The organism is Streptomyces sparsogenes subsp. cuspidosporus (assembly GCF_039532705.1).
GTDB classification, from domain to species: Bacteria; Actinomycetota; Actinomycetes; order Streptomycetales; family Streptomycetaceae; genus Streptomyces; species Streptomyces sparsogenes.
In genome coordinates this window covers 1-20,610 of record NZ_BAAASD010000076.1, presented here as the reverse complement: position 1 = coordinate 20,610, position 20,610 = coordinate 1, and the positions used below count along the sequence as shown (strand labels likewise).

The following is a 20,610-nucleotide window of genomic DNA, read 5'->3' as shown; positions in this document are numbered from 1 at the left end:
GGCCGATGCGCTCGCGCGCGGTCAGCTTGCCCTTGGCGTGCTGCTTCTCCACCGCTCGCGCCGACCCCGCGTGGGTGGCCTCGTCGATGCGGCGCTGAAGGTCCGCGAGCTTCCCCGCGGTGGTGTGACGATTGGGAATCTCGGAGGAGATCTCAGGCTCGGACATCGGGATGCGGCTCCTGCTCGTCCTCGGGGGCTGGGAATCGGGCCCGGAAGCGGGGGCTTGCCGGGCGTGATCGGGAATGTGCGCCGGCTGGGCTACCGGCACGTAGCGTATCGGCGCGACTGTCTGGGGGCACTGCGTCGTTGGCCACACCTCCTGACCCTAGGCTGGCCCCTATGGCGCCTTCTGACACCCCGGGGAGCCCGGGAACCCCGAATGGCCCGGGCGGCCGCTGGTCCGACCTGGAACGACCCCCGCTGGTCGCCACCGCGCTGCGGCGCGCCCTGGTGCGCCCCGGCGGGCTGTGGACGGAGCTGGACGTGGTGCTGGCGACCGGCTCGACCAACACCGATCTGGTCGCCCGGGCGACCGCCGGGGCCCCCGAGGGCGTGGTGCTCATCGCGGAGGAGCAGACCGCCGGGCGCGGCCGGCTGGACCGCGCCTGGACCGCCCCGCCTCGCTCCGGGCTGTTCTTCTCGGTGCTGCTGCGGCCCGGCGCCGCCGGGGTGCCGGCCGAGCGGTGGGGGTGGCTGCCGCTGCTCGCCGGGGTCGCCACCGCCGGGGCGCTGTCCCGGACCGCGGGCGTGGACACCGCGCTGAAGTGGCCGAACGACCTGCTGGTGACGGTCGACGGGCAGGAGCGGAAGTTCGGCGGGATCCTGGCCGAGCGGACCGGGGACGCGGTGGTCGTCGGCGTCGGCCTGAACGTTTCGCTGCGCGCCGAGGAGCTGCCCGTGCCCACCGCCGGGTCGCTGGCGCTCGCGGGCGCCGCCCACACCGACCGCGACCCGCTGCTGCGCGCGGTGCTGCGGTCGATCGAGGAGTGGTACGGGGAGTGGCGCCGCTTCGAGGGCGACCCCGGGCCGTGCGGGCTCCAGGAGACGTACGCGGCCGGGTGCGCGACCCTGGGCCGTAGGGTGCGCGCCGAGCTGCCGGGCGGCGGGGAGCGCGTGGGGGAGGCGGTCGCGGTCGACGGCGACGGGCGGCTGGTGCTCGCCACGGAGGGCGGCGTGCAGGAGCCGGTCTCCGCGGGGGACATCGTGCATCTGCGCCCGGCGTCATAGGCGCCGGTCGGGAGGGGGTTTCCCAAGATTTTTTACGGCTGCGGGCAAAGAGTTTTCCCAGCTTTCCCGTGGAGAGTGAGCTAGGGCACACCTGACGTATCGTTGTGGCGGTCCGTCCAGCTCGGGACGGCCGTGGGCCGGAAACCGAACCGGAAGAGGGAACGGAAGGGCAGTGCGCAGGGATCGGACAGGGGGCCGGCGGTGACCGCCGACGACAGGGATTCCGGCGCGGCTGAGGAGGCCGGGGCCCGGGACGCGGCCGCCGACGAGTTCGCGGCCGGCGCCGGCGCCGGCGAGACCGAACTGGACCCCCTCTCGCTCCGGCTCGAGCAGCTGATCCTCGGGGCGGAGCGGCAGTACACCCCGTTCCAGGCGGCCCGCAGCGCCGGGGTGTCCGTGGAGCTGGCCACCCGCTTCTGGCGGGCCATGGGCTTCGCCGACATCGGCCAGGCCAAGGCGCTCACGGAGGCGGACGTGCTGGCCCTGCGGCGGCTGGCCGGCCTGGTGGAGGCGGGGCTGCTGAGCGAGCCGATGGCCATCCAGGTGGCGCGGTCCACGGGACAGACCACGGCGCGGCTGGCCGACTGGCAGATCGACTCCTTCCTGGAGGGGCTCACCGAGCCGCACGAGACCGGCATGACCCGGACCGAGATCGCCTACCCGCTGGTCGAGCTGCTGCTCCCGGAGCTGGAGGAGTTCCTGGTCTACGTCTACCGGCGGCAGCTCGCGGCCGCGACGGGCCGCGTGGTGCAGACGGCGGACGACGCGGAGATGGTGGACCGCAGGCTGGCGGTCGGCTTCGCCGACTTGGTGAGCTTCACCCGGCTGACCAGGCGGCTGGAGGAGGAGGAGCTGGGCGAGCTGGTCGAGGCGTTCGAGACGACCGCCGCCGACCTGGTGGCCGCGCACGGCGGGCGGCTGATCAAGACCCTGGGCGACGAGGTGCTGTACGCGGCCGACGACGCGAGCATCGCCGCCGAGATCGGGCTGCGGCTGATCGAGACGCTGACCCACGACGAGACGATGCCCGAGCTGCGGGTCGGGATGGCGTTCGGGACCGTCACGACCCGGATGGGCGATGTCTTCGGCACGACGGTGAACCTGGCCAGCCGGCTGACCTCCATAGCCCCGAAGAACGCGGTCCTGGTGGACGGGGCCTTCGCGGAGGAGCTGGGGCGGCTGCGGGCCGCCCCGGTGTCGGAGGCGCAGGCCGCCGAGGAGGCGGCCGCGGCGGAGAAGGAGGGCGAGGAGCCGCCTTCGTACCGCTTCGCGCTCCAGCCCACCTGGCAGCGGCCGGTCCGTGGGCTGGGCGTCGTGGAGCCCTGGCTGCTCACCCGGCGCGGCTGAGGCGACGCTGGTGCGGCGGTGGGGGGGCGATGGGGGATGGGACGGCGTGGTTGCGCCCGTCTTGTGCGTCTTCGTTGAAGGGGCGGTTGACGGACGCCGGATCGCGCTAGCCTACCTGCGCGATCCGCGGGTGGATCTTGGCGAATCCCGGCGAGCCCCGGACTCGATGCCCTCGCACCACCTGTCGGCCCCGTACCGACGACAGAAGCCAGGAGCACTGTGACCCAGTCTTACGAATCGGTCGCCCGGCCCGCTGCCGTGCCCCCGCCGGGCTGCCCGGCGCACGCCGGCGGCACCACCGGAGCAGAGCCGCTCTACGGACCCGAGTTCACCCGGGACCCGTACGCCGTCTACCAACGGCTGCGCGAGACCCACGGCCCGCTCGCGCCCGTGGAACTGGACCCGGGCGTCACGGCCGTGCTGTGCGTCGGGTACGAGACGGCCCTGGAGATCCTGCGGCGTCCCGAGATGTTCTCCAAGGATCCGCGGAACTGGCGGGCGATGAACGAGGGCCGGGTCCCCGAGGCCACCCACTCCGCTCAGCTGATCAGGCCCCGGGCCCAGGCCGGCTGGGTGGACGGGGAGGCGCACCAGCGGCTGCGCGGCGCCATCGACGACAGCATGAGCCGGATCGACCTGGGGGCGCTGCGCGGCTATGTGGAGCGCATGGCCGACTCGCTGATCGACCAGTTCGCCGCGGCGGGCGAGGCCGATCTGATACCCGAGTACTGCCAGCTGGTCACGATGCTGGTCGTCGGCGAGCTGTTCGGCTGCCCGAAGGACATCGCGGACCGGCTGTTCGGGGGCATGGCGCAGCTGCTGGACGGGCAGGACCCGATGGCCGCGGCCCAGGCCGTGGACGCGACGCTGCGGGACCTGATCGAGCTCAAGCGGACCGAGCCGGGGGCCGACGTCACCTCCTGGCTGATCGCCCACCCGGCGCGGCTGGACACCGAGGAGCTGGTCGAGCAGCTGCTGCTGCTGATGGGCATGGGCAGCGAGCCGGTGTCCAGCCTCATCAGCAACGCCCTGCGGGTGCTGCTGACCGACGAGCGCTTCGCGGGGGACCTGGCGGGCGGCGGCATGCTCGTCGAGGACGCGCTGGACGAGGTGTTGTGGACCGAACCGCCGCTGGCCAATCTGGCGGTCCACTTCCCGCTGCGGGACGTCACGCTCAGCGGGATCCGGCTGCGCGCGGGCGAGCCCGTGGTGATCAGCTTCGCCGGGGGCAACCAGGACGCCCTGCACTCCTCGCACCACAAGCAGGGGAACCGGGCCCATCTGGCCTTCAGCGCCGGGCAGCACACCTGCTCCGGCCGCAGCCAGGCGCGGCTGATCGCGGCCGCGGCCATCGAGAAGCTGCTGGACCGGCTCCCGGACATCGAACTCGCCGTCGCCGCGGAGCAGCTGGCGTGGCGCCCGGGGCTGTACCAGCGCGGGCTGACCGCGCTCCCGGTGCGGTTCGCCTCCGTCGGGGAGTCCTCCAAGGCCGCGGAGTGGGCCGCCGAGCAGGAGGCCCCGACGGCCCCCGCCTCAGCGGCCCCGGCCCCGGCCGCTCCGGCGGTCCCGGCGTCCCCGGAGTTCCCGCCCGCCCCGCCCGCTCCGCCGGGCCTGCCGGCCGTGCCGGGGGCGGAGGGCGCGGCCGAGGCCGAGCCCGGCGGCGGGGCCGCGGACGCGGGCAAGCCGAAGCCGTCCGGCGTGCTGGGCTTCCTGGCCAGGTGGCGGCGCTCGCGCAAGTGATCCGGGCCGCGCCGTCCCCGGCCCCACTGGCCGGGGGCGGCGCGGGCTGCGATGATCCGTCCCGACGTGTTCACGCTCGTTAACCGGGAGGGTCGTGTGAGTGAGCAGCGCTACGGCGAGTGGGTCGCGGTCCGGCGGGACGGGTTCGTGGCCGAGCTGGTGCTGGACCGGCCGAAGGCCATGAACGCCGTCTCCTCGGACATGGCGCGGAGCATCGCCCAGGCGTGCGCCGCGCTGGCCGGGGACGGCTCCGTACGGGCCGTGGTGCTGTCCTCGACGCACGAGCGGGCCTTCTGCGTCGGGGCCGACCTGAAGGAGCGGAACTCCCTGAGCGACGCCGAGCTGGGGCGGCAGCGTCCGCTGGCGCGCGCCGCCTACACCGGGGTGCTGGAGCTGCCGATGCCGACGGTGGCCGCGGTGCACGGCTTCGCGCTGGGGGGCGGCTTCGAGCTGGCCCTGTCCTGCGATCTGATCGTCGCGGACGGCACGGCGGTGGTCGGGCTGCCCGAGGTCTCGGTCGGGGTGATCCCGGGCGGGGGCGGCACCCAGCTGCTGCCGCGCCGGGTGGGGGCCGCGCGGGCCGCCGAGCTGATCTTCACGGCGCGGCGGGTGCCCGCCGCGGAGGCCCGTGAGCTGGGCCTCGTCGACCGGCTGGTGGCCGACGGGGAGGACCGCGCCGAGGCGCTGGCGCTGGCCCGGAGCATCGCCGCGAACTCGCCGGTCGGGCTGCGCGCGGCCAAGCGGGCGCTTCGGGTCGGTTACGGACTTGATCTGCGGGCAGGCCTTGAAGTCGAGGACGCGGCCTGGCGGTCGGTGGCCTTCTCCGGGGACCGGGCGGAGGGCGTGGCGGCCTTCAACGAAAAGCGCACACCGAACTGGCCCGGCGAATAACCCGGGACGGGACAAGGCGGAATTCGCCGAACATTCCTACGCTGGACTGTGCGGTGTGTGCGGCAGGGGAATGCGAGGCGTGGTGACGGGCGAGGGTGATGCGCGGCTGAAGGCCGTGGTGGGACTGGCGCAGGCGATGGCGGCCGCGCACACCCCGCGCGAGGCGGTGCGCTCCGCGGCGGCGGCCGCGCGCACCGCGCTCGGCGGGAGCTTCGCGGCGGTCTCGGTGTGGGAGCGCGAGCTGGGGCGGCTGCGGGTGCTGGTCAACAACGGGGAACTGGGCGAGGGCGAGGAGGAGTTCCCCGACGCCGAGTTCTATCCGGTGCACGAGTTCCCCGAGATCACCGAGTTCCTGCACGAGCAGTGGGCCCGGGGCGGGGAGCCGCACGCCTGGGTGGAGGTCGCCGCCTGGCCGGGCGAGGACGGCCCGGGCCCCGGCCTGGCCCCGGACCCGGACCCGGACCGGGGCGCGGACCTCGGCCTGGGCCTGGAGCTGAGCCCGGGCGGCGGGGAAGGTCCCCGGACGGCGCTGCGCGGCATCAGCCCCGGGCGGGTGGCGGCGCTGCGGCGGCGCGGGCGGGGCAGCTGTGTGGTCGCGCCGATCGTGCTGCACGGGCGGGCGTGGGGCGAGCTGTACGTGGCGCGGCGGGCCGGGGATCCGGTGTTCGGCCGGGCCGACGCGGACTTCGCGACCGTACTGGCCGCGGTGACCGCCGCCGGCATCGCGCAGACCGAGCGGCTCGAGGAGGCCCGCAGACTGGCCTTCACCGACCCGCTGACCGGGCTCGGCAACCGCCGGGCGGTGGACATACGGCTGGACGAGGCGCTGGAGGAGCACCGCCGGGACGGGGTGGTGGTGAGCCTGGTGATGTGCGACCTCAATGGGCTCAAGCAGGTCAACGACACGCTGGGGCACGCCGTGGGCGACCGGCTGCTGGAACGGTTCGGCTCGGTGCTCTCGCTGTGCGGCGCCATGCTGCCGGGGGCGCTGGCGGCCCGGCTGGGGGGCGACGAGTTCTGCCTGGTGGAGGTCGGGCCGTCGGCGGACGAGGTGGTGCGGGTGGCCGACGAGCTGTGCCGCAGGGCCGCCGAGCTGGAGCTGGGCGAGGGGGTCGCCTGCGGGGTCGCCTCCACCGGCGACCCGATCGGCCCGGTGAACAGCGCCCGGCGGCTGTTCCGGCTGGCGGACGCCGCCCAGTACCGGGCGAAGGCCGCCCGCTCGGCGAAGCCGGTGGTGGCGGGGCGGGAGGGCGGCCCGGAGGACCCGGTGGTGCGGCTGGCCGACACCCCCGCGCACCGGGCACCCGAGCGCCGCACCTTCCGGGGCCGTCTGTAGGGGCCGTCTCCAGGGGCCGTCTCCAGGGGCCGGCTGTACGGGCCGTCTCTCCGGTGGTCGCGCCCCGGAGGGGCCAGGGGCCGGTCGTACACGGGCCAGGTGACAGACAGAGATTCAGTATCTAGGGTGCCTGAATATGGATATGCATTCTGTGGTGCTGGGCACCTCCGGCACGACCGCGGCCGAGGTGATCGCCGTCGCGCGCGACGGCGCGCGGGTCGAGCTGTCCGAGGAGGCCCTGGCGGCCGTCGCCGCCTCCCGCCGGGTCATCGACGACCTCGCCGCCAAGCCCGAACCCGTCTACGGCGTCTCCACCGGCTTCGGCGCGCTCGCCGTCCGCCACATCAGCCCGGACCTGCGCGTCCAGCTCCAGCGCAACATCGTGCGCTCGCACGCCGCCGGCATGGGGCCGCGGGTCGAGCGCGAGGTGGTGCGCGCGCTGATGTTCCTGCGCCTGAAGACGCTCGCCTCGGGCCGCACCGGCGTCCGCCCGGTGGTCGTGGAGACCATGGCCGCCGTCCTCAACGCGGGCATCACGCCCGTGGTGCACGAGTACGGCTCGCTCGGCTGTTCCGGGGACCTCGCCCCGCTGTCCCACTGCGCGCTGGCGCTGATGGGCGAGGGCGAGGCCGAGGGCCCGGACGGCACGCTGCGCCCGGCCGGCGAGCTGCTGGCCGAGCACGGCATCGAGCCGGTCGAGCTGCGCGAGAAGGAAGGGCTCGCGCTGCTCAACGGCACGGACGGGATGCTGGGCATGCTGATCATGGCCTGCGCGGATCTGGGCCGGCTGTTCACCGTCGCCGATGTGACGGCCGCGCTGTCGCTGGAGGCGCTGCTGGGCACCGACCGGGTGCTGGCGCCCGAGCTGCACGCCATACGGCCGCACCCGGGCCAGGCGGCGAGCGCGGACAACATGCTGCGGGTGCTCGCCGGGTCCGGCCTCACCGGCCACCACCAGGACGACGCGCCGCGGGTCCAGGACGCCTACTCGGTCCGCTGCGCGCCCCAGGTCGCCGGCGCGGGCCGGGACACCCTCGCACACGCCCGGCTGGTCGCCGAGCGCGAGCTGGCCTCCGCCGTGGACAACCCGGTGGTGCTGCCCGACGGCCGGGTGGAGTCCAACGGCAACTTCCACGGGGCGCCCGTCGCGTACGTCCTGGACTTCCTGGCGGTCGCCGCGGCCGACCTCGCCTCGATCGCCGAGCGCCGCACCGACCGGCTGCTGGACAAGAACCGCTCGCACGGCCTGCCGCCGTTCCTGGCGGGCGACGCGGGCGTGGACTCGGGTCTGATGATCGCGCAGTACACCCAGGCGGCCCTGGTGAGCGAGATGAAGCGGCTGGCGCAGCCGGCCTCCGTCGACTCCATCCCGTCCTCGGCGATGCAGGAGGACCACGTCTCGATGGGCTGGTCGGCCGCGCGCAAGCTGCGGACGGCGGTGGACAACCTGACCCGTGTGCTGGCGGTGGAGCTGGTCGCGGCCACCCGCGCGATCGAGCTGCGGGAGGGGCTGACGCCGGCCCCCGCGAGCCGCGCGGTGCTGGCGGCGGTGCGCCGGGCGGGCGTCGAGGGCCCGGGCGAGGACCGCTACCTGGCACCGGACCTGGCGGCGGCGGACGCGTTCGTACGGTCGGGAAAGCTGACCGAGGCGGTCGAAGAGGTGACCGGCCCCCTGGCCTGAGTAGGGGGCCGGCGGCGAACCGAGCCCTTAAAAGGGCGCCCGTCGGCGTACGGAGGCGGTCACCATCGCGACGCCGAGCCCGAGGAAGGCGGTGCCGCCGACCAGGTACGGGGTGACGTCCACGCTGCCCGTGTCGGCCAGGTTCTCACCGGAGGACGGCTGGGCGCTCGTCTGTCCGGCGGGCGCCCGACCGTCCCGCTCGACGGTGGCGTTCGCGGACGGGACGAACCACAGGGCGCACAGCAGCGAGCCGGCGGCAGCGGCGGTCAGCAGCGGTCGGCGTGCGGACAACGGCATCCTCCTTGAGGCTGCGGTCAATTGGCCCCGTGCGTCCGATCGTAGTGACAACTGCGGGTCGCGCGGAAGCGAGGTCGTCCGGAGGCATACCCTCCGTCATATGGGCAGTCCTGAGACGACATGCTTTGTGCCGCTTTGGGGTGGGTTGGTCCCGGCAACCTTCGGAGGTTCGCGACCCCGACGCGCCGAAGTGGAACGGAGATCCGGGCCTCGGCGTCCTGGAGGATAAGAGGGGACAGGGACGACTGAGCCGCACGGGTGCCGGGTACCCCGGTCGGGCCACGGGCTTGACCGGCGCCTTTGCTAAGTGGCATCGCGCACAGTTTTACTGTGCGAGGAACCGACCAAAAGGTACAGGCGTTCTTGTCGAACAGGTCCGGGGTTTCTGGGGTCCAGATCAATGGAGAAGCGTGTGATGACGGACGGCAAGCGCCGTAAAGGGCTGGTGGCGGCCGCGGCCGCCGTGCTCTGTGGAGTACTGACTCTCTCGGCGTGCGGAGGGGACGACAAGGGCGGCAGCGACGGGGACAAGAACGACGGCGGCGGCAAGTCGCAGTCCCAGGTGGACGAGGCGGCCGCCAAGGACGCGTCGCAGGCCCACATCAAGATCTCGCCCAAGGCCGGAGCGACCAACGCGGGCATCAACAGTGACACCAAGGTCACGGTGTCCGGCGGCACGCTCAAGGACGTGACGATGACCGCGGCCGCGACGGGCACCACCGTCCCCGGCACCATATCGGCCGACAAGAAGTCCTGGAAGCCGAACGGGCAGCTGGAGCGGTCCACCCAGTACAAGATCACCGCCACGGCCGTGGACTCCGACGGGCGCAAGGCCACCGAGAACTCGTCGTTCACCACCGTCTCGCCGGCCAACAGCTTCATCGGGAACTTCACGCCGGAGAGCGGCTCGACGGTCGGCGTCGGCATGCCCGTGTCGATCAACTTCGACAAGGCGATCAGCGACAAGAAGGCCGTCCAGTCGCACATCACGGTCAATTCGAGCAGCGGTCAGCAGGTCGTCGGCCACTGGTTCGGCAACCAGCGCCTGGACTTCCGGCCGAAGGAGTACTGGAAGGCCAACTCGACCGTCACCCTGAAGCTGGACCTCGACGGCGTCGAGGGCTCGCCCGGCGTGAAGGGCGTTCAGGAGAAGACCGTCTCCTTCAAGATCGGCCGCTCCCAGGTCTCCACGGTCGACGCCGAGGCCAAGACCATGAAGGTCGTGCGTGACGGCAAGCTGCTCAAGACCATTAAGATCTCGGCCGGCAGCCCGCAGAACACGACCTACAACGGTCAGATGGTGATCTCCGAGAAGTTCAAGGAGACCCGGATGAACGGCGCCACGGTCGGCTTCACGGACAGCGACGGCAAGGGCGAGTACGACATCAAGGACGTGCCGCACGCCATGCGCCTGACCACCTCGGGCACCTTCATCCACGGCAACTACTGGGGCGCCAAGTCCATCTTCGGCAGCGTCAACACCAGCCACGGCTGCGTGGGCCTGTCGGACACCAAGGGCGCGAACGACCCGGGCACCGACGGCGCCTGGTTCTACAACCAGTCCCAGATCGGTGACGTCGTGATCGTGAAGAACTCGCACGACAGGACCGTCTCGCCGGACAACGGCCTGAACGGTTGGAACATGAGCTGGAGCCAGTGGGTCGCCGGCAGCGCCACCGGCGCCTGACGCACCCTTAGGACTCCCGCCCCGGGCGGCGGTCGGCCTTTCACGGGTCGGCCGCCGCCCGTCGGCTTTCTCGGCCCGCTCTCGTCCGGCGTCAGCGCCGCAGGTCCTGCCGCACGCCTGTGACGGCCGTTTCTCAAGACGGTGCGAGGCCGGTAGGGATGCGGTGAGGAGGAGGGGGCGAAGAGGACGGGGCGGGAAGGGCGCGGTGAGAAGGGCGCGCGGATGGCCCGGGCGGCGGTGCCGAGTGGCGGCGGCGCCGCGCCCCGGGACAATGGGCCGAGGGGATGTGTCCGTCCGGCCGCCGCGGCGGCCGGGGCCCGACCGGGAGGCGCCGATGCCCGAAGTCACCGAGCCCTACCAGCCCGGTACCCCCTGCTGGATCGATGTGGTGGCCTCCGACCAGGCGGCCGCCCTCGACTTCTACGCCCAGGTCTTCGGCTGGGAGGGCCGCCCCGGCCCGCCCGAGACCGGCGGGTACGCGCTGTGCACCCTGCAGGGCAAGCCGGTGGCCGGCATCATGTCGGCCGAGGCGATGGGCGACCAGCCCCCGCCGCCGCCCGTGTGGACCAGCTACTTCTCCACCTCGGACGCCGACGCCACGCTGCAGGCGGTCACGCGCAACGGGGGCACCGTGTTCACCCCCGCCGTGGAGGTCATGAATCTGGGGCGGATGCTGGTGGCCGCCGACCCGACCGGGGCCGTCTTCGGCGTCTGGGAGCCGAGGGACTTCCCCGGCGCGGGCCTCGTCAACGAGCCCGGCGCCCTGATCTGGAACGAACTCAACACCACCGACCCCGAGGCCGCCGCCGCCTTCTACGAGGCCGCGCTGGGCCTTGTCGCCGCCCCGATGGAGGGCGCGGAGGACTACTTCTCGCTGTCGGTGGAGGGCCGCCCGGTGGGCGGGATGCGGCCGCTGGGCGAAGGCGCCCCGCCCGACGCGGGCTCTCACTGGCTGGTCTACTTCGCGGTCGCGGACACCGATGGGACCGTGGCGAAGGTGAACTCGGCCGGCGGGACGGTGTGCCGGGAGCCCTTCGACATGGTGGCGGGCCGGATGGCCGTGGTCCAGGACCCGCAAGGGGCCGCGTTCGCGCTGATCGCCCCCGAGCCGATGACGGCCTGACGCCGATCCCGAACCCGGTCCCGAGTCCGGTTCCCCCCGCGGGGGTTCAGCCCCCGTGGACCCGCTTGAGCACGAAGTAGCCCCCGCTGGAGCCGAGATACGCGTAGCGCGCGTCCGGGTGGAGCTGCTTGGCGTACTCGACGAGCTGATCGGGCGTGCGGTCGTACTCCTGCAGGGCTATGTAGTCCGGCACGACACCGCGCGTGCCGCCGACCCACAGGACCCGGCAGCGGTTGGTGAGCCGGCTTATCGGCCCCACGTTGGCCTCGACCGACGCCCCGTCGGGGATCCGGTCCAGCAGCCGCTCGACGGCGGTGACCTCCTTGGGCTTCTCGTAGTAGCCCGGGTCGGTCAGGTTCTCCAGCGGCAGCGAGGCGGTGAGGGCCAGCGCCGCGCCGGCGACCAGGGCGGGCAGCTGCCGGGCGTACGAGGCGAGCCAGGGGCGGTGGCTGTCGCGGGTGCGGTCCACGGCGTCGACGAGGGCGAGCGCGACGATCGGCATCAGCACCGCGCTGTAGTGCCAGTCCGTGCCCCAGTAGTGGTCGTCGTGGGAGACGAAGCGCCAGCCGAGGGTGGGCACGGCGGCCAGCAGCAGCGGGGAGCGCAGCGCGAGCAGCCCGCTGGTGGGCAGCAGCACCCACAGCAGGGTGCGCACCGCGGTCTCGAAGGGGATGGTCCCGGTCTGCTCGCCGCCGCTGCCGACCTTGTTCCAGTAGTCGTACGAGCCGGAGCCGTTGAAGCTCGGGATGATCACTCCGAGCGCGAGGGCGCAGGCCAGCACGCCGAAGGCGACGAGCCCGACCGCGAGCGGGACGATCCGCGGCGGCCGCTCCTGCCAGGTGCGGATCACGATCACGGCGCCGATCGCGGCCACCGTGGCCCCCATGTCCTCCTTGACGAAGACCAGCGGGGCGGCCCACAGCATCGCCGCGTACCAGCGCCGCAGGATGACCGCCTCCAGGGAGAAGGCGAGCAGCGGCATCGCGAAGGCGATCTCGTGGAAGTCGAAGTCGACGGCCCGCTGGACCCCCCAGGAGAGCCCGTACGCGACCCCGATCGCCAGCCCCCGGCCCCGCCCCAGCAGGCGCGCCGCGACGCGGGTGACCGGGATGGTGGAGAGGGCGAAGAGGGCGGCCTGGGCGACGAGCAGGGTGACGGGGGTGGGGAAGACCCGGTAGAAGGGCGCGAGCAGGGCGGTGACCGGGCTGAAGTGGTCGCCCAGGATGTTGAATCCGGGGCCCTTGAGGTCGGCGACGGGGGTCTGGAAGTGGGCGTAGGAGCGTATCGCCTGCTCGAAGATGCCCAGGTCCCAGGACATGGTCGCCATCCGCCGGTAGCGGCACACCGATACGGCGGCGAAGGCCACGAAGAACCCGGCGGCCAGCCAGTAGGGGTCGAGCCGCGGGTGACGCGCCGCGGGTTGACGGGTACCTGCCTGCTCGTGGTCCAAGGTGGCGGCGGTCGCCCCCTCGGCGGTGGTGCCGGGCGGGACTGCGGCGGCCGTGTCCATCCAGGGTCCTTATCGTGTGGGCGTCTGTGCGAAAAGATACGCGAAGGAGGCCGGGGCGTTGCAGGGACGGTTTGGGCAGGTTCTGATTCCGGGGCTCGCCGTGCTGGCGTTGGTCTCCGGATGTTCGGCCGGCGGCGGGGCCGACGGCGACGGACACGACGGCGGCGGGCGGGCCGACGGCGGCCACAGCGGCGCGGCGCCGGACGGGCGGGCGGTCAGCCCGCTGAAGAACCCGGACGGTACGAAGCCGGGGCTGGCGCCCGTGACCACCGACGCCGACAAGGCCGCGGCCCAAAGGCTCATCGACCAGCTGCTCACCAAGGGCCGGGGCCCGAGGACCGGCTACGAGCGGGACGAGTTCGGCTACGCCTGGATGGACACGGCCGACGGGGTACCGCTCGCGCGCAACGGCTGCGACACCCGCAACGACCTTCTGAAGCGCGACGGCCGACGGCTGCGTTTCCGGTCCGGATCCGACTGCGTGGTCGTCTCGATGACGCTGCACGACCCGTATACCGGCAAGACCATCGAGTGGCGCAAGCAGAGGGCCGCGCAGGTGCAGATCGACCATGTGGTGCCGCTGTCGTACAGCTGGCAGATGGGCTCCTCCCGCTGGCCGAAGAGCAAGCGCGAACAGCTCGCGAACGACGTGCTCAATCTGATCCCGGTGGAGGGCCGGGCCAATTCGGCCAAGGGAGACTCGGGCCCCGCGTCGTGGCTGCCGCCCAGCAAGCCGGTCAGGTGCGCGTACGCGGTCCGCTTCGCCCAGGTGTCCCTCAAGTACGCCCTCCCGGTGACGACGGCGGACAAGGCGATGATGCGGCGGCAGTGCGGCGGGTGACGGCTTTATGGCCGCTGGGGACCGCCCGCCCTCTCGATCACCCTGGGATGATCGAGAAGCGGGCGGGTCGGCGGGGTCGTGATTCCAGCAGGCCACCGGGCGCCGGATCCAAGCGGGCCGTGACGACGTCCACGGCCGCGACGCCGACGCGCGAGAGGCGAACTTCCTCGGCCTGCGCATCGGCTCGCCCATCCTCGCGGGCGCTCATCGCCTGTGGGATGACGAGGGCGTGATCGAATACGGCGAGTGGTGCCTGCCCTACCGGTTGGTTGTCGGCTACGAGTACAGCTTCGAGGCGGCGCCGGACGTTTCGTGACGTCGAAGACGGCGGTCGGCCCCTGCCGTCTGTGACGGGTGAAGCAGGTGACAGGGGCCGATTCGGCCGGCTGCGGGGGCTGGGAGGGGCCCGCACCCAGAGCCTCTCGCGGGCCGGTTCTCTTGGTCGAACCCCCATCTACCAGGGGATCCAGGTCTGCCAGGGGAATCACTCGACTGACACTCCACCCGGCCCGGCGGGTGTCAGCGGGTCAGGGCGTCGAGGGTGGCGTCGAGGTCGGTGGCCTTCGGCCGGTTGTGCGGGAGCTTGGCGAGGACCTTGGCCATGCCGCAGGTGTCGGTGAGGGCGGAGAAGACCAGCCCGCCGGCGACGCCCGCCGCCAGCAGGCGGGCCCGGGGCCGGCGTCGGCCGAGGAGCAGGCCGGTCAGGACGAGGGAGCCGGCGGCGAAGCGGACCTGGCGCTCCATCGCCCAGACGGCGCGGGCGCCGGCCGGGCGCTGGACCTCGTGGCCGAGCTGTATCCAGGCGGTGGTGCCGCCGGTGAGGTCGGCGGCGGCGATGCCGTGTTCGGCCAGGCGCTCACGGGCCTGGGCGGAGCGGTTACCGGAGGCGCACACGAGGAGGAGGTCGCCGCGGCCGGCCGCGCTCTTCAGGGCGGGCCGGGCCGCGTCGAGGTGGTCCAGGGGGATGTTGTGGGCGCCGGGCAGATGGCCTGAGGCGTATTCGCCCGGGGTGCGCACGTCGATGACGGTCAGCTCGGCGAGGCGGGCGTGGGCCTGGGCGGCGGTGAGGGAGGTGGTGCGTGACACGGGGGACTTTCCTTTGCTCTTCATGGGTTACCCCTTCGATAGGATACCCAAGGGGGTATTCGTGAAGGAGTGTGGGCTGTGGATCTGGCGATGGCGGCCGAGGAACTGAAGACGGTGGTCAACCGGCTGCGCCGGGCGCAGGGTCAGATTGGCGGTGTGATCAACATGATCGAGGAGGGGCGGCCCTGCGAGGAGGTGGTCACGCAGCTGGCGGCCGCCTCCCGGGCCCTGGACAAGGCCGGCTTCGCGATCATCGCCACCGGTCTCCAGCACTGCCTGACCGACGCGGACATGGCCGCCCCCCAGGAGCGGGAGCAGCTGCGCGCCCGGCTGGAGAAGCTGTTCCTGTCGCTGGCCTGAGCGGCCGCGTCGCGCACCACCGCTCGGCTCAGGTGAGGGCGTCGGCGAGCATGAAGGCGGCCACGGCCAGCAGCAGGACCGCGAACGTGCGCCGCAACCGGGAGCCGGTGACCTTGGCGGCCAGGCGCTTGCCGTCCCAGGCGCCGAGGATCGCGGTCCCGGTGAAGGGGACGATCAGCGCCCAGTCGACGCCTGCCGTGGTGGCGCCGCGGGTGGCCAGCGAGGCGAGCGAGTTCACCGAGATGACCAGCAGGCTGGTGCCGACGGCGGCCTGCATCTCGAACGCGACCACGGTGACCAGGGCGGGGACGGCGAGGAAGCCCCCGCCGACGCCGAGCAGACCGGTCAGCGCTCCCAGTCCCGCGCCGGTCGCCGCCACCCGGCCCGGGCGTGCCGGGTGCTGCCCGGGGCCGGCCGCTGGGCGGGCGGGGCGGAGCATCCGTACCGCGGCCAGGGCCGCGATGGCGGCGAAGGCGGCGGTCAGGAGGGCTTGCGGCAGGCGCGCCGACGCTGCGCCCGCCGCGGCGGCGGGCACGAGTCCGGCCGCGGCGAACAGCGCTCCCGCCTTCCAGCGCACGGTGCCGGTGCGGGCGTGGGTGTACAGGGCGGTCAGCGAGGTGGCGGTGACGATGACCAGGCTCGCGGTGGTGGCCGCCGCCGCGGTGAAGCCGAGCAGGTAGATCAGCGCGGGCACGGCCAGGACGCTGCCGCCCCCGCCGAGCGCGCCGAGCGCGAGCCCGACCACGGCACCGGCGACCAGGGCCAGGATCAGCGCGGTCACGCCGTGCCGCCGTCGGCGCCGCCGCCGCCGCGGGCGACGAGGATGCGGGTCGGCCGGTGGGCCTGCCGCGGGATGGGGCGGGCAGGGCCACGGCGAGGTAGCGGGAACATCGTCCGGTCACTCCGTGCCAGTCGTGCGGTCCGTGCCGTCGGGCCGGGGGAGGGTCAGGCCCGCCGTGGTGGCGGCGTCGAAGCCGTCGTCTACGGCGACCACGTCACGGCCGGCGGCGTCCAGCAGGGACGCGGCGATCGCCGCGCGCATGCCACCGGCGCAGTGCACCCACACCACCCCGTCCGGCACCTCGCCGATGCGGCCGGGCAGCTCGTGGACCGGGATGTGGACCGAGCCGTCGACGAACCCGCCCGCACGCTCGGCATCGCGCCGTACGTCCAGCACCACCACTCGCTCGCCGCGCTCGCGCACCGCGGCGAGGTCGGCGAAGCGGGCGCGCGGGAAGGAGGCGAGCTGTTCGCCCGCGCGGACCCAGCCGGCCGCCTCGCCGGTGGCGGCCGCGGCCGGGCGGTCGATGCCGACCCGGGCCAGCTCCCGCTGCGCGTCGGCTATCTGCTCGGGCGTCTCGGCCAGCAGGGTGACCGGCTTGCCCCACGGGATCAGCCAGGCCAGGTAGGTGGCGAGCTTGCCGTCGCCCTCGAAGTTGAACGATCCGGCCACATGCCCCCGGGCGAAGGCGACCCGGCCGCGCAGATCCACCACCCACTCCCCGGCGGCCAGGCGGGCGGCGATCTCCTCGGCGTCGGCGGGCCGGGGCGGGGTGAGGTCGACCGGCGCGGGGCCCGCGGCGTTGGCCGGGCCCATGTGCGCGTAGTAGGCGGGCACGTCGTCCAGCGCGGCGAGCAGCTCGGCGACGAAGGTGTCCACGTCCTGGGTCAGCGCGCCGTTGGTCCGGCGCTCCTGGCCGATGGTGGTCGCGTTCCTCTCCGTCTGCGCGGAGGAGCAGAAACTGCCGAACCCGTGGGTGGGCAGCACCGGCACCTCGTCGTCCAGTTCGTCGGCCAGTCGGCGGGCCGAGGCGTGCTGGGCGCGGGCCAGTCGCTCGGTCAGCCGCGGCTCGACCAGGTCCGGCCGGCCCACGGCGCCGATCAGCAGCGATCCGCCGGTGAACGCCGCCACGGCCCGGCCGTCCTCCTCCAGTACGTAGGAGGTGTGGTGCGGGGTGTGGCCGGGGGTGGCGATCGCGCGCAGCACCAGGTGCTCGTCCACCGGGAACCGGTCGCCGTCGGCGACCGGGGTGCGGGCGAAGGCGACCGACGCCCCGGTGGGCACCAGGTAGCGGGCCCCGGTCACGCGGGCCAGCTCCAGACCGCCGGTGACGTAGTCGTTGTGCAGGTGGGTCTCGGCGACGAGGACGATGCGCACGCCCCGCCGTGCCGCCGCGGCGATGACCTGTTCGATGTCGCGGGGCGGGTCCACCACCACCGCGGATCGGGTCCCGCCGGCCAGGTGGCTGTGGTTGCCCAGGCCCTCGATTTCCAGGGTGTCGACGAAGAACACGACTGCGACTCCTCTTGAGCGGCGAGCGATGTACCCCGGGGGGTATCTGTTGCCCACCCTAACAGGAGTACCCCCGGGGGTATTCCGACGAGGGGCTGGGCCCTCGACCCGCGGGGTACCCCGCTGCACCGCGGGTATCCGCGGGCGGGGGCGCGGGTACCGCTCGCGGCTGCCCGGACATGGCACTGCCCGCGCGCCGGGCCCCGGGGTACGGGGCGCGGCGCGCGGGCAGTGGTGCCGGGCGGGCAGTGGTGCCGGGCGGGCAGGGGGGTGTCGGGTCGGCCGGGGCCGTCAGCCGAGGCTGTCGAGGTCGACCACGTCGCCGGTCGGGGCCTTGGCGTCCACCGGCTTGTCGAAGTCGCTGAACTTCACCGTGCCGGGCTCCTTGCCGCCCTTGGTGACCAGCTTCAGCAGGTACGGCTTGCCCTCGGTGGCTATGTAGGCGGTGTACGTCTCCTTGCCCTCGGTCTCGGTGAGGGTGATCGCGGGCTTGCCGTCGACCGTGGTGGTCTTGCCCTTGCGTGCGGCGCTGGGGCCGTCCTGGAAGCCCGCCAGCATGGTGTCGGAGTCGCAGAAGGTGGCGAAGTCCTTGGCGTCGGCGCCGGTGGCCTTGGACTTGGTCCAGCGGTCGCCGATCATGTCGGCCGCGGCGGCGCCGTCCTTGCCGCCCTGCGACTTCCAGAAGGCGCGGTCGAACTTCATGTAGACCATGTCGCCGGTCTTGATCAGCTCGACGCCGCCGTCGCTGCCCATGGTCAGCCTGCCCGCGCACTCGCCCTTGCTGTCCGAGGACAGGTGGTACGTCATGGGGCCGCCGTCGACCGTGCCCTTGAGGTCCGTGGTGAGGGACTTGGCGGACTTCATCGCCTTCATCGCCTTGTCGGCGATCTCCGGGCCGGACAGCTTCTCCAGTCCGGAGCCGGGGGCGGCGGACGCCGAGGTCTTCTGCCCGGACTTGCCCGCGTCGTCGCTCTTGTCGCCGTCGGTGCCGCAGGCGGTCAGGGCCAGCGCGGTCACGGCGCACAGCGCCGCCAGGGTCGTGGTGGAGCGCATCAGCTCGTCTTCTTCCAGTTCTTGCAGCCGTTGGTCTTGAAGTATCCGTCGCCGGCGGCGATCGTCACGACGCCGTTCCCGGAGACGTTCTCGTTGGCGATGATCGAGTCGATGCCGTGCAGGGCGTCCTTGCTGCGTTCCCAGTAGCAGGTCGCGTCATTGGCGTTGCCAGTCGACTTGTACGTACCGGGGGCGAGATCGACGCCGATCCGGTACATGCCGCCGTCCCCGGACGCCTCGGACCCGGGGGTGCCGGAGGCCTTGGCCGGTACCGCTTCCCAGTCGTGGCAGTCGTTCGACTTGAAGATCTTGTCGCTCGCCTTGATGGTCACATAGGCGTTGCCCATGACGTTGTCGTTGGCGATGATCGCGTCGGTCTCGCCGCTGGAGTCCTTGGCCCGCTCCCAGTAGCACATGCCGTCGGTGTTGTCCGTGGATCTGTAGGTGCCGGGCTTGATGTCGGAGCCGACCTGGAAGGTGCCGTCGCCGCCGATGGCGGGCTCGGCCTTGGGCTTGTCCTTCGCGGCGTCGGACTTGGCGCCGCCGCCGGACGCGGCCTGGGCCGCGGTGCCCTTGTCCTTGTCCTTCCCGTCGTCTCCGCCCCCTCCCGCCATGGCGCCGCCGATGGCGATCACCACGACGAGCGCCCCGGCGCCCGTGAGGACCTTGTGCCGGGCAAACCAGTTCTGCTTCTGCTGCTGAGACATGCGACAGCCACCCCTTCTGGCGCGTCATCCCGGAGCCGGACTCGGACTCCGTGAACCGATGGGTCAATAAGAACAGAGTCTGTGAACCGAGTCAACAAGAGTCTGCTCGGGGGTACGATTCACAATGTGAACCGGTCTCTTTGAAGATCGCTATCGGTATGCTCGACGCCACAACCGCACACGGGACGGAGTCAGCCAGGTGCCCGACAACGCAGCAGAGGTGACCGCCGCCGGGATCGCCCGGCTGGCCGGGGTCGGCCGCGCCGCCGTCAGCAACTGGCGCCGCCGCCACCCCAACTTCCCCAAGCCGGTCGGCGGCACCGAGACCAGCCCCACCTTCGCCCTCGGCGAGGTCGAGCAATGGCTGCGCGCCCAGGGCAAGCTCGCCGAGGTGCCGCTGCGCGAGCGCGTCTGGCAGCAGCTCGCCGGGCATCCGGCCGGGGCCGCCGCCGCCCTCGGCCACGTCGGCGCCGTCCTCCTGCTGGTGCGGGACCGGCCCGCCCACTGGCGCCAGTTGAGCGAGGCCCCCGACCCGGGGCTGGCCGAGCTGCTGCCGCCCTCGCTGACCACGGTGCTGACCGCCCGGCTCGGCGAGGACCACCCCGTGCCCGTCGCCGACCCGGCCGGGCTGCGGCCCTTCGTACCGCTGCTGCGCCAGGCCGCCGAGCTGGCCGCCGAGTCGAGCCCGCGCGAGGCGTACGAGTTCCTCATCGGACGCCACCTCGACGCCAACCCGCGGCAGTACACCGTCACCCCGCCCGAACTCGCCGAGCTGATGGCCGCCCTGGCGGGCGTGGCGGGCGGGGCGGAGGAGCCCGCTCCGGCCACCGGCCCCGCCCCCACCGTCCTGGATCCCGCCTCGGGCACCGGCGGGCTGCTGAGCGCCGTCCCGGCCGCCGCCACCCTGTACGCCCAGGAGCTGGACCGCGAGCTGGCCGCGCTCACCGCGCTCCGGCTGGCCCTGGCCCACGACGCGCAGGGCGCCCGGGTGCGGGTGCACGGCGGCGACAGCCTGCGCGCGGACGCCCTGCCGCAGCTCACCGCCGACGCGGTGGTGAGCCACCCGCCGTTCAACGAGCGCAACTGGGGCCACGACGAGCTCGCCTACGACCCCCGCTGGGAGTACGGCTTCCCGGCCCGCACCGAATCCGAGCTGGCCTGGGTCCAGCACGCCCTCGCGCACGTCCGCGACGGCGGCACGGCCGTCCTGGTCATGCCCCCGGCAGTGGCCTCCCGCCGCTCCGGCCGCCGCATCCGCGCCGACCTGCTGCGGCGCGGCGCGCTGCGGGCCGTGGTCGCGCTGCCCGCCGGCGCCGCCCCGCCGTACGGCATCCCGCTGCACCTGTGGGTGCTGCGCCGCCCGGGCGCCGGGCAGCCCGCTGCCCCCCGGTTGCTGCTCGTGGACGCCGCCGCGGCCGCGGCCTCGGCGGC

General features: G+C 73.3%; 19 protein-coding genes and 1 pseudogene. 11 read left to right on the top strand and 9 right to left on the bottom strand.

The features are described 5' to 3' along the window. Positions 1-166, bottom strand: a pseudogene (locus tag ABFY07_RS41090) (methylmalonyl-CoA carboxyltransferase); the annotation flags it as partial. 173 nt (positions 167-339) lie between these two features. Here ABFY07_RS41090 and ABFY07_RS41085 point away from each other — a divergent pair. The 6 genes from ABFY07_RS41085 to hutH all read left to right on the top strand — a co-directional run bounded on the left by ABFY07_RS41085 (position 340) and on the right by hutH (position 8,222). Continuing rightward, positions 340-1,227 carry a biotin--[acetyl-CoA-carboxylase] ligase gene (locus ABFY07_RS41085; RefSeq protein WP_346179356.1) on the top strand — a complete coding sequence of 296 codons (888 nt, stop codon included), beginning with the start codon at positions 340-342 and terminating at the stop codon, positions 1,225-1,227. A gap of 201 nt (positions 1,228-1,428) precedes the next feature. Continuing rightward, the gene (locus ABFY07_RS41080; RefSeq protein WP_065960483.1) at positions 1,429-2,574 is read left to right on the top strand and encodes an adenylate/guanylate cyclase domain-containing protein; all 1,146 of its coding nucleotides are present in this window, start codon (positions 1,429-1,431) and stop codon (positions 2,572-2,574) included. A 219-nt stretch (positions 2,575-2,793) separates the two neighbouring features. Next, positions 2,794-4,314: a cytochrome P450 family protein gene (locus ABFY07_RS41075; protein ID WP_346179355.1), complete on the top strand. Its 1,521-nt coding sequence runs from the start codon at positions 2,794-2,796 to the stop codon at positions 4,312-4,314. 51 nt (positions 4,315-4,365) lie between these two features. Next, positions 4,366-5,205 (top strand): enoyl-CoA hydratase/isomerase family protein, encoded by an 840-nt coding sequence (locus tag ABFY07_RS41070; RefSeq protein ID WP_346179354.1) that lies wholly within the window; start codon positions 4,366-4,368, stop codon positions 5,203-5,205. A 136-nt stretch (positions 5,206-5,341) separates the two neighbouring features. Beyond that, positions 5,342-6,541: a GGDEF domain-containing protein gene (locus ABFY07_RS41065; protein WP_346179357.1), complete on the top strand. Its 1,200-nt coding sequence runs from the start codon at positions 5,342-5,344 to the stop codon at positions 6,539-6,541. A 142-nt stretch (positions 6,542-6,683) separates the two neighbouring features. After that, positions 6,684-8,222: a histidine ammonia-lyase gene (gene hutH / locus ABFY07_RS41060; protein WP_174588996.1), complete on the top strand. Its 1,539-nt coding sequence runs from the start codon at positions 6,684-6,686 to the stop codon at positions 8,220-8,222. A 27-nt stretch (positions 8,223-8,249) separates the two neighbouring features. On the opposite strand, the gene ABFY07_RS41055 is transcribed toward hutH, so the two are convergent. Beyond that, positions 8,250-8,519 (bottom strand): hypothetical protein, encoded by a 270-nt coding sequence (locus ABFY07_RS41055; RefSeq protein ID WP_346179353.1) that lies wholly within the window; start codon positions 8,517-8,519, stop codon positions 8,250-8,252. 400 nt (positions 8,520-8,919) lie between these two features. Between ABFY07_RS41055 and ABFY07_RS41050 the strand changes: the two genes are divergently transcribed. Beyond that, the gene (locus ABFY07_RS41050) at positions 8,920-10,206 is read left to right on the top strand and encodes a L,D-transpeptidase (RefSeq protein ID WP_346179352.1); all 1,287 of its coding nucleotides are present in this window, start codon (positions 8,920-8,922) and stop codon (positions 10,204-10,206) included. Between the two features lie 334 nt (positions 10,207-10,540). Continuing rightward, positions 10,541-11,329 (top strand): VOC family protein, encoded by a 789-nt coding sequence (locus ABFY07_RS41045; protein ID WP_346179351.1) that lies wholly within the window; start codon positions 10,541-10,543, stop codon positions 11,327-11,329. Between the two features lie 46 nt (positions 11,330-11,375). Here ABFY07_RS41045 and ABFY07_RS41040 read toward each other — a convergent pair whose 3' ends face one another. Beyond that, positions 11,376-12,839 carry a DUF2079 domain-containing protein gene (locus ABFY07_RS41040; RefSeq protein ID WP_346179350.1) on the bottom strand — a complete coding sequence of 488 codons (1,464 nt, stop codon included), beginning with the start codon at positions 12,837-12,839 and terminating at the stop codon, positions 11,376-11,378. 58 nt (positions 12,840-12,897) lie between these two features. Here ABFY07_RS41040 and ABFY07_RS41035 point away from each other — a divergent pair, with 58 nt between their 5' ends. Continuing rightward, complete coding sequence (locus ABFY07_RS41035; RefSeq protein ID WP_346179349.1) at positions 12,898-13,680, top strand: HNH endonuclease family protein; 783 nt, start codon at positions 12,898-12,900, stop codon at positions 13,678-13,680. Positions 13,681-13,717: 37 nt separating this feature from the next. On the opposite strand, the gene ABFY07_RS43345 is transcribed toward ABFY07_RS41035, so the two are convergent. Both ABFY07_RS43345 and ABFY07_RS41025 read right to left on the bottom strand, forming a co-directional pair. Further along, on the bottom strand, positions 13,718-13,888 hold the full coding sequence (locus tag ABFY07_RS43345) for a hypothetical protein (protein WP_428837102.1): 171 nt from the start codon (positions 13,886-13,888) through the stop codon (positions 13,718-13,720). Positions 13,889-14,199: 311 nt separating this feature from the next. Next, positions 14,200-14,766 (bottom strand): rhodanese-like domain-containing protein, encoded by a 567-nt coding sequence (locus ABFY07_RS41025; protein WP_346179348.1) that lies wholly within the window; start codon positions 14,764-14,766, stop codon positions 14,200-14,202. A gap of 78 nt (positions 14,767-14,844) precedes the next feature. Between ABFY07_RS41025 and ABFY07_RS41020 the strand changes: the two genes are divergently transcribed. After that, on the top strand, positions 14,845-15,126 hold the full coding sequence (locus tag ABFY07_RS41020; RefSeq protein WP_346179347.1) for a metal-sensitive transcriptional regulator: 282 nt from the start codon (positions 14,845-14,847) through the stop codon (positions 15,124-15,126). Positions 15,127-15,154: 28 nt separating this feature from the next. On the opposite strand, the gene ABFY07_RS41015 is transcribed toward ABFY07_RS41020, so the two are convergent. The 4 genes from ABFY07_RS41015 to ABFY07_RS41000 form a co-directional block, all read right to left on the bottom strand. Further along, the gene (locus ABFY07_RS41015) at positions 15,155-15,907 is read right to left on the bottom strand and encodes a sulfite exporter TauE/SafE family protein (RefSeq protein WP_346179346.1); all 753 of its coding nucleotides are present in this window, start codon (positions 15,905-15,907) and stop codon (positions 15,155-15,157) included. A gap of 117 nt (positions 15,908-16,024) precedes the next feature. After that, positions 16,025-17,419, bottom strand: coding sequence for an MBL fold metallo-hydrolase (locus tag ABFY07_RS41010; RefSeq protein ID WP_346179345.1), 1,395 nt, complete (start codon positions 17,417-17,419; stop codon positions 16,025-16,027). A 291-nt stretch (positions 17,420-17,710) separates the two neighbouring features. Continuing rightward, the gene (locus ABFY07_RS41005) at positions 17,711-18,472 is read right to left on the bottom strand and encodes a hypothetical protein (RefSeq protein ID WP_346179344.1); all 762 of its coding nucleotides are present in this window, start codon (positions 18,470-18,472) and stop codon (positions 17,711-17,713) included. Further along, entirely contained in the window at positions 18,472-19,179 is a 708-nt protein-coding gene (locus ABFY07_RS41000) for a hypothetical protein (RefSeq protein WP_346179343.1), read from the bottom strand. The genes ABFY07_RS41005 and ABFY07_RS41000 overlap by 1 nt, the downstream gene beginning before the upstream one ends. Positions 19,180-19,378: 199 nt before the next feature. Between ABFY07_RS41000 and ABFY07_RS40995 the strand changes: the two genes are divergently transcribed. Further along, positions 19,379-20,610: HsdM family class I SAM-dependent methyltransferase (locus tag ABFY07_RS40995; RefSeq protein ID WP_346179342.1), on the top strand; the 1,232-nt coding region annotated here is incomplete at its 3' end.

Bases quoted from the DNA above. Each gene is read 5' to 3' on its own strand.
- ABFY07_RS41085 (WP_346179356.1), top strand. From the start codon at position 340: ATGGCGCCTTCTGACACCCCGGGGAGCCCGGGAACCCCGAATGGCCCG.
- ABFY07_RS41070 (WP_346179354.1), top strand. From the start codon at position 4,366: ATGATCCGTCCCGACGTGTTCACGCTCGTTAACCGGGAGGGTCGTGTG.
- ABFY07_RS41065 (WP_346179357.1), top strand. From the start codon at position 5,342: ATGGCGGCCGCGCACACCCCGCGCGAGGCGGTGCGCTCCGCGGCGGCG.
- hutH (WP_174588996.1), top strand. From the start codon at position 6,684: ATGCATTCTGTGGTGCTGGGCACCTCCGGCACGACCGCGGCCGAGGTG.
- ABFY07_RS41055 (WP_346179353.1), bottom strand. From the start codon at position 8,519: ATGCCGTTGTCCGCACGCCGACCGCTGCTGACCGCCGCTGCCGCCGGC.
- ABFY07_RS41050 (WP_346179352.1), top strand. From the start codon at position 8,920: ATGGAGAAGCGTGTGATGACGGACGGCAAGCGCCGTAAAGGGCTGGTG.
- ABFY07_RS41045 (WP_346179351.1), top strand. From the start codon at position 10,541: ATGCCCGAAGTCACCGAGCCCTACCAGCCCGGTACCCCCTGCTGGATC.
- ABFY07_RS41040 (WP_346179350.1), bottom strand. From the start codon at position 12,839: ATGGACACGGCCGCCGCAGTCCCGCCCGGCACCACCGCCGAGGGGGCG.
- ABFY07_RS43345 (WP_428837102.1), bottom strand. From the start codon at position 13,888: ATGAGCGCCCGCGAGGATGGGCGAGCCGATGCGCAGGCCGAGGAAGTT.
- ABFY07_RS41005 (WP_346179344.1), bottom strand. From the start codon at position 18,472: ATGCGCTCCACCACGACCCTGGCGGCGCTGTGCGCCGTGACCGCGCTG.
- ABFY07_RS41000 (WP_346179343.1), bottom strand. From the start codon at position 19,179: ATGTCTCAGCAGCAGAAGCAGAACTGGTTTGCCCGGCACAAGGTCCTC.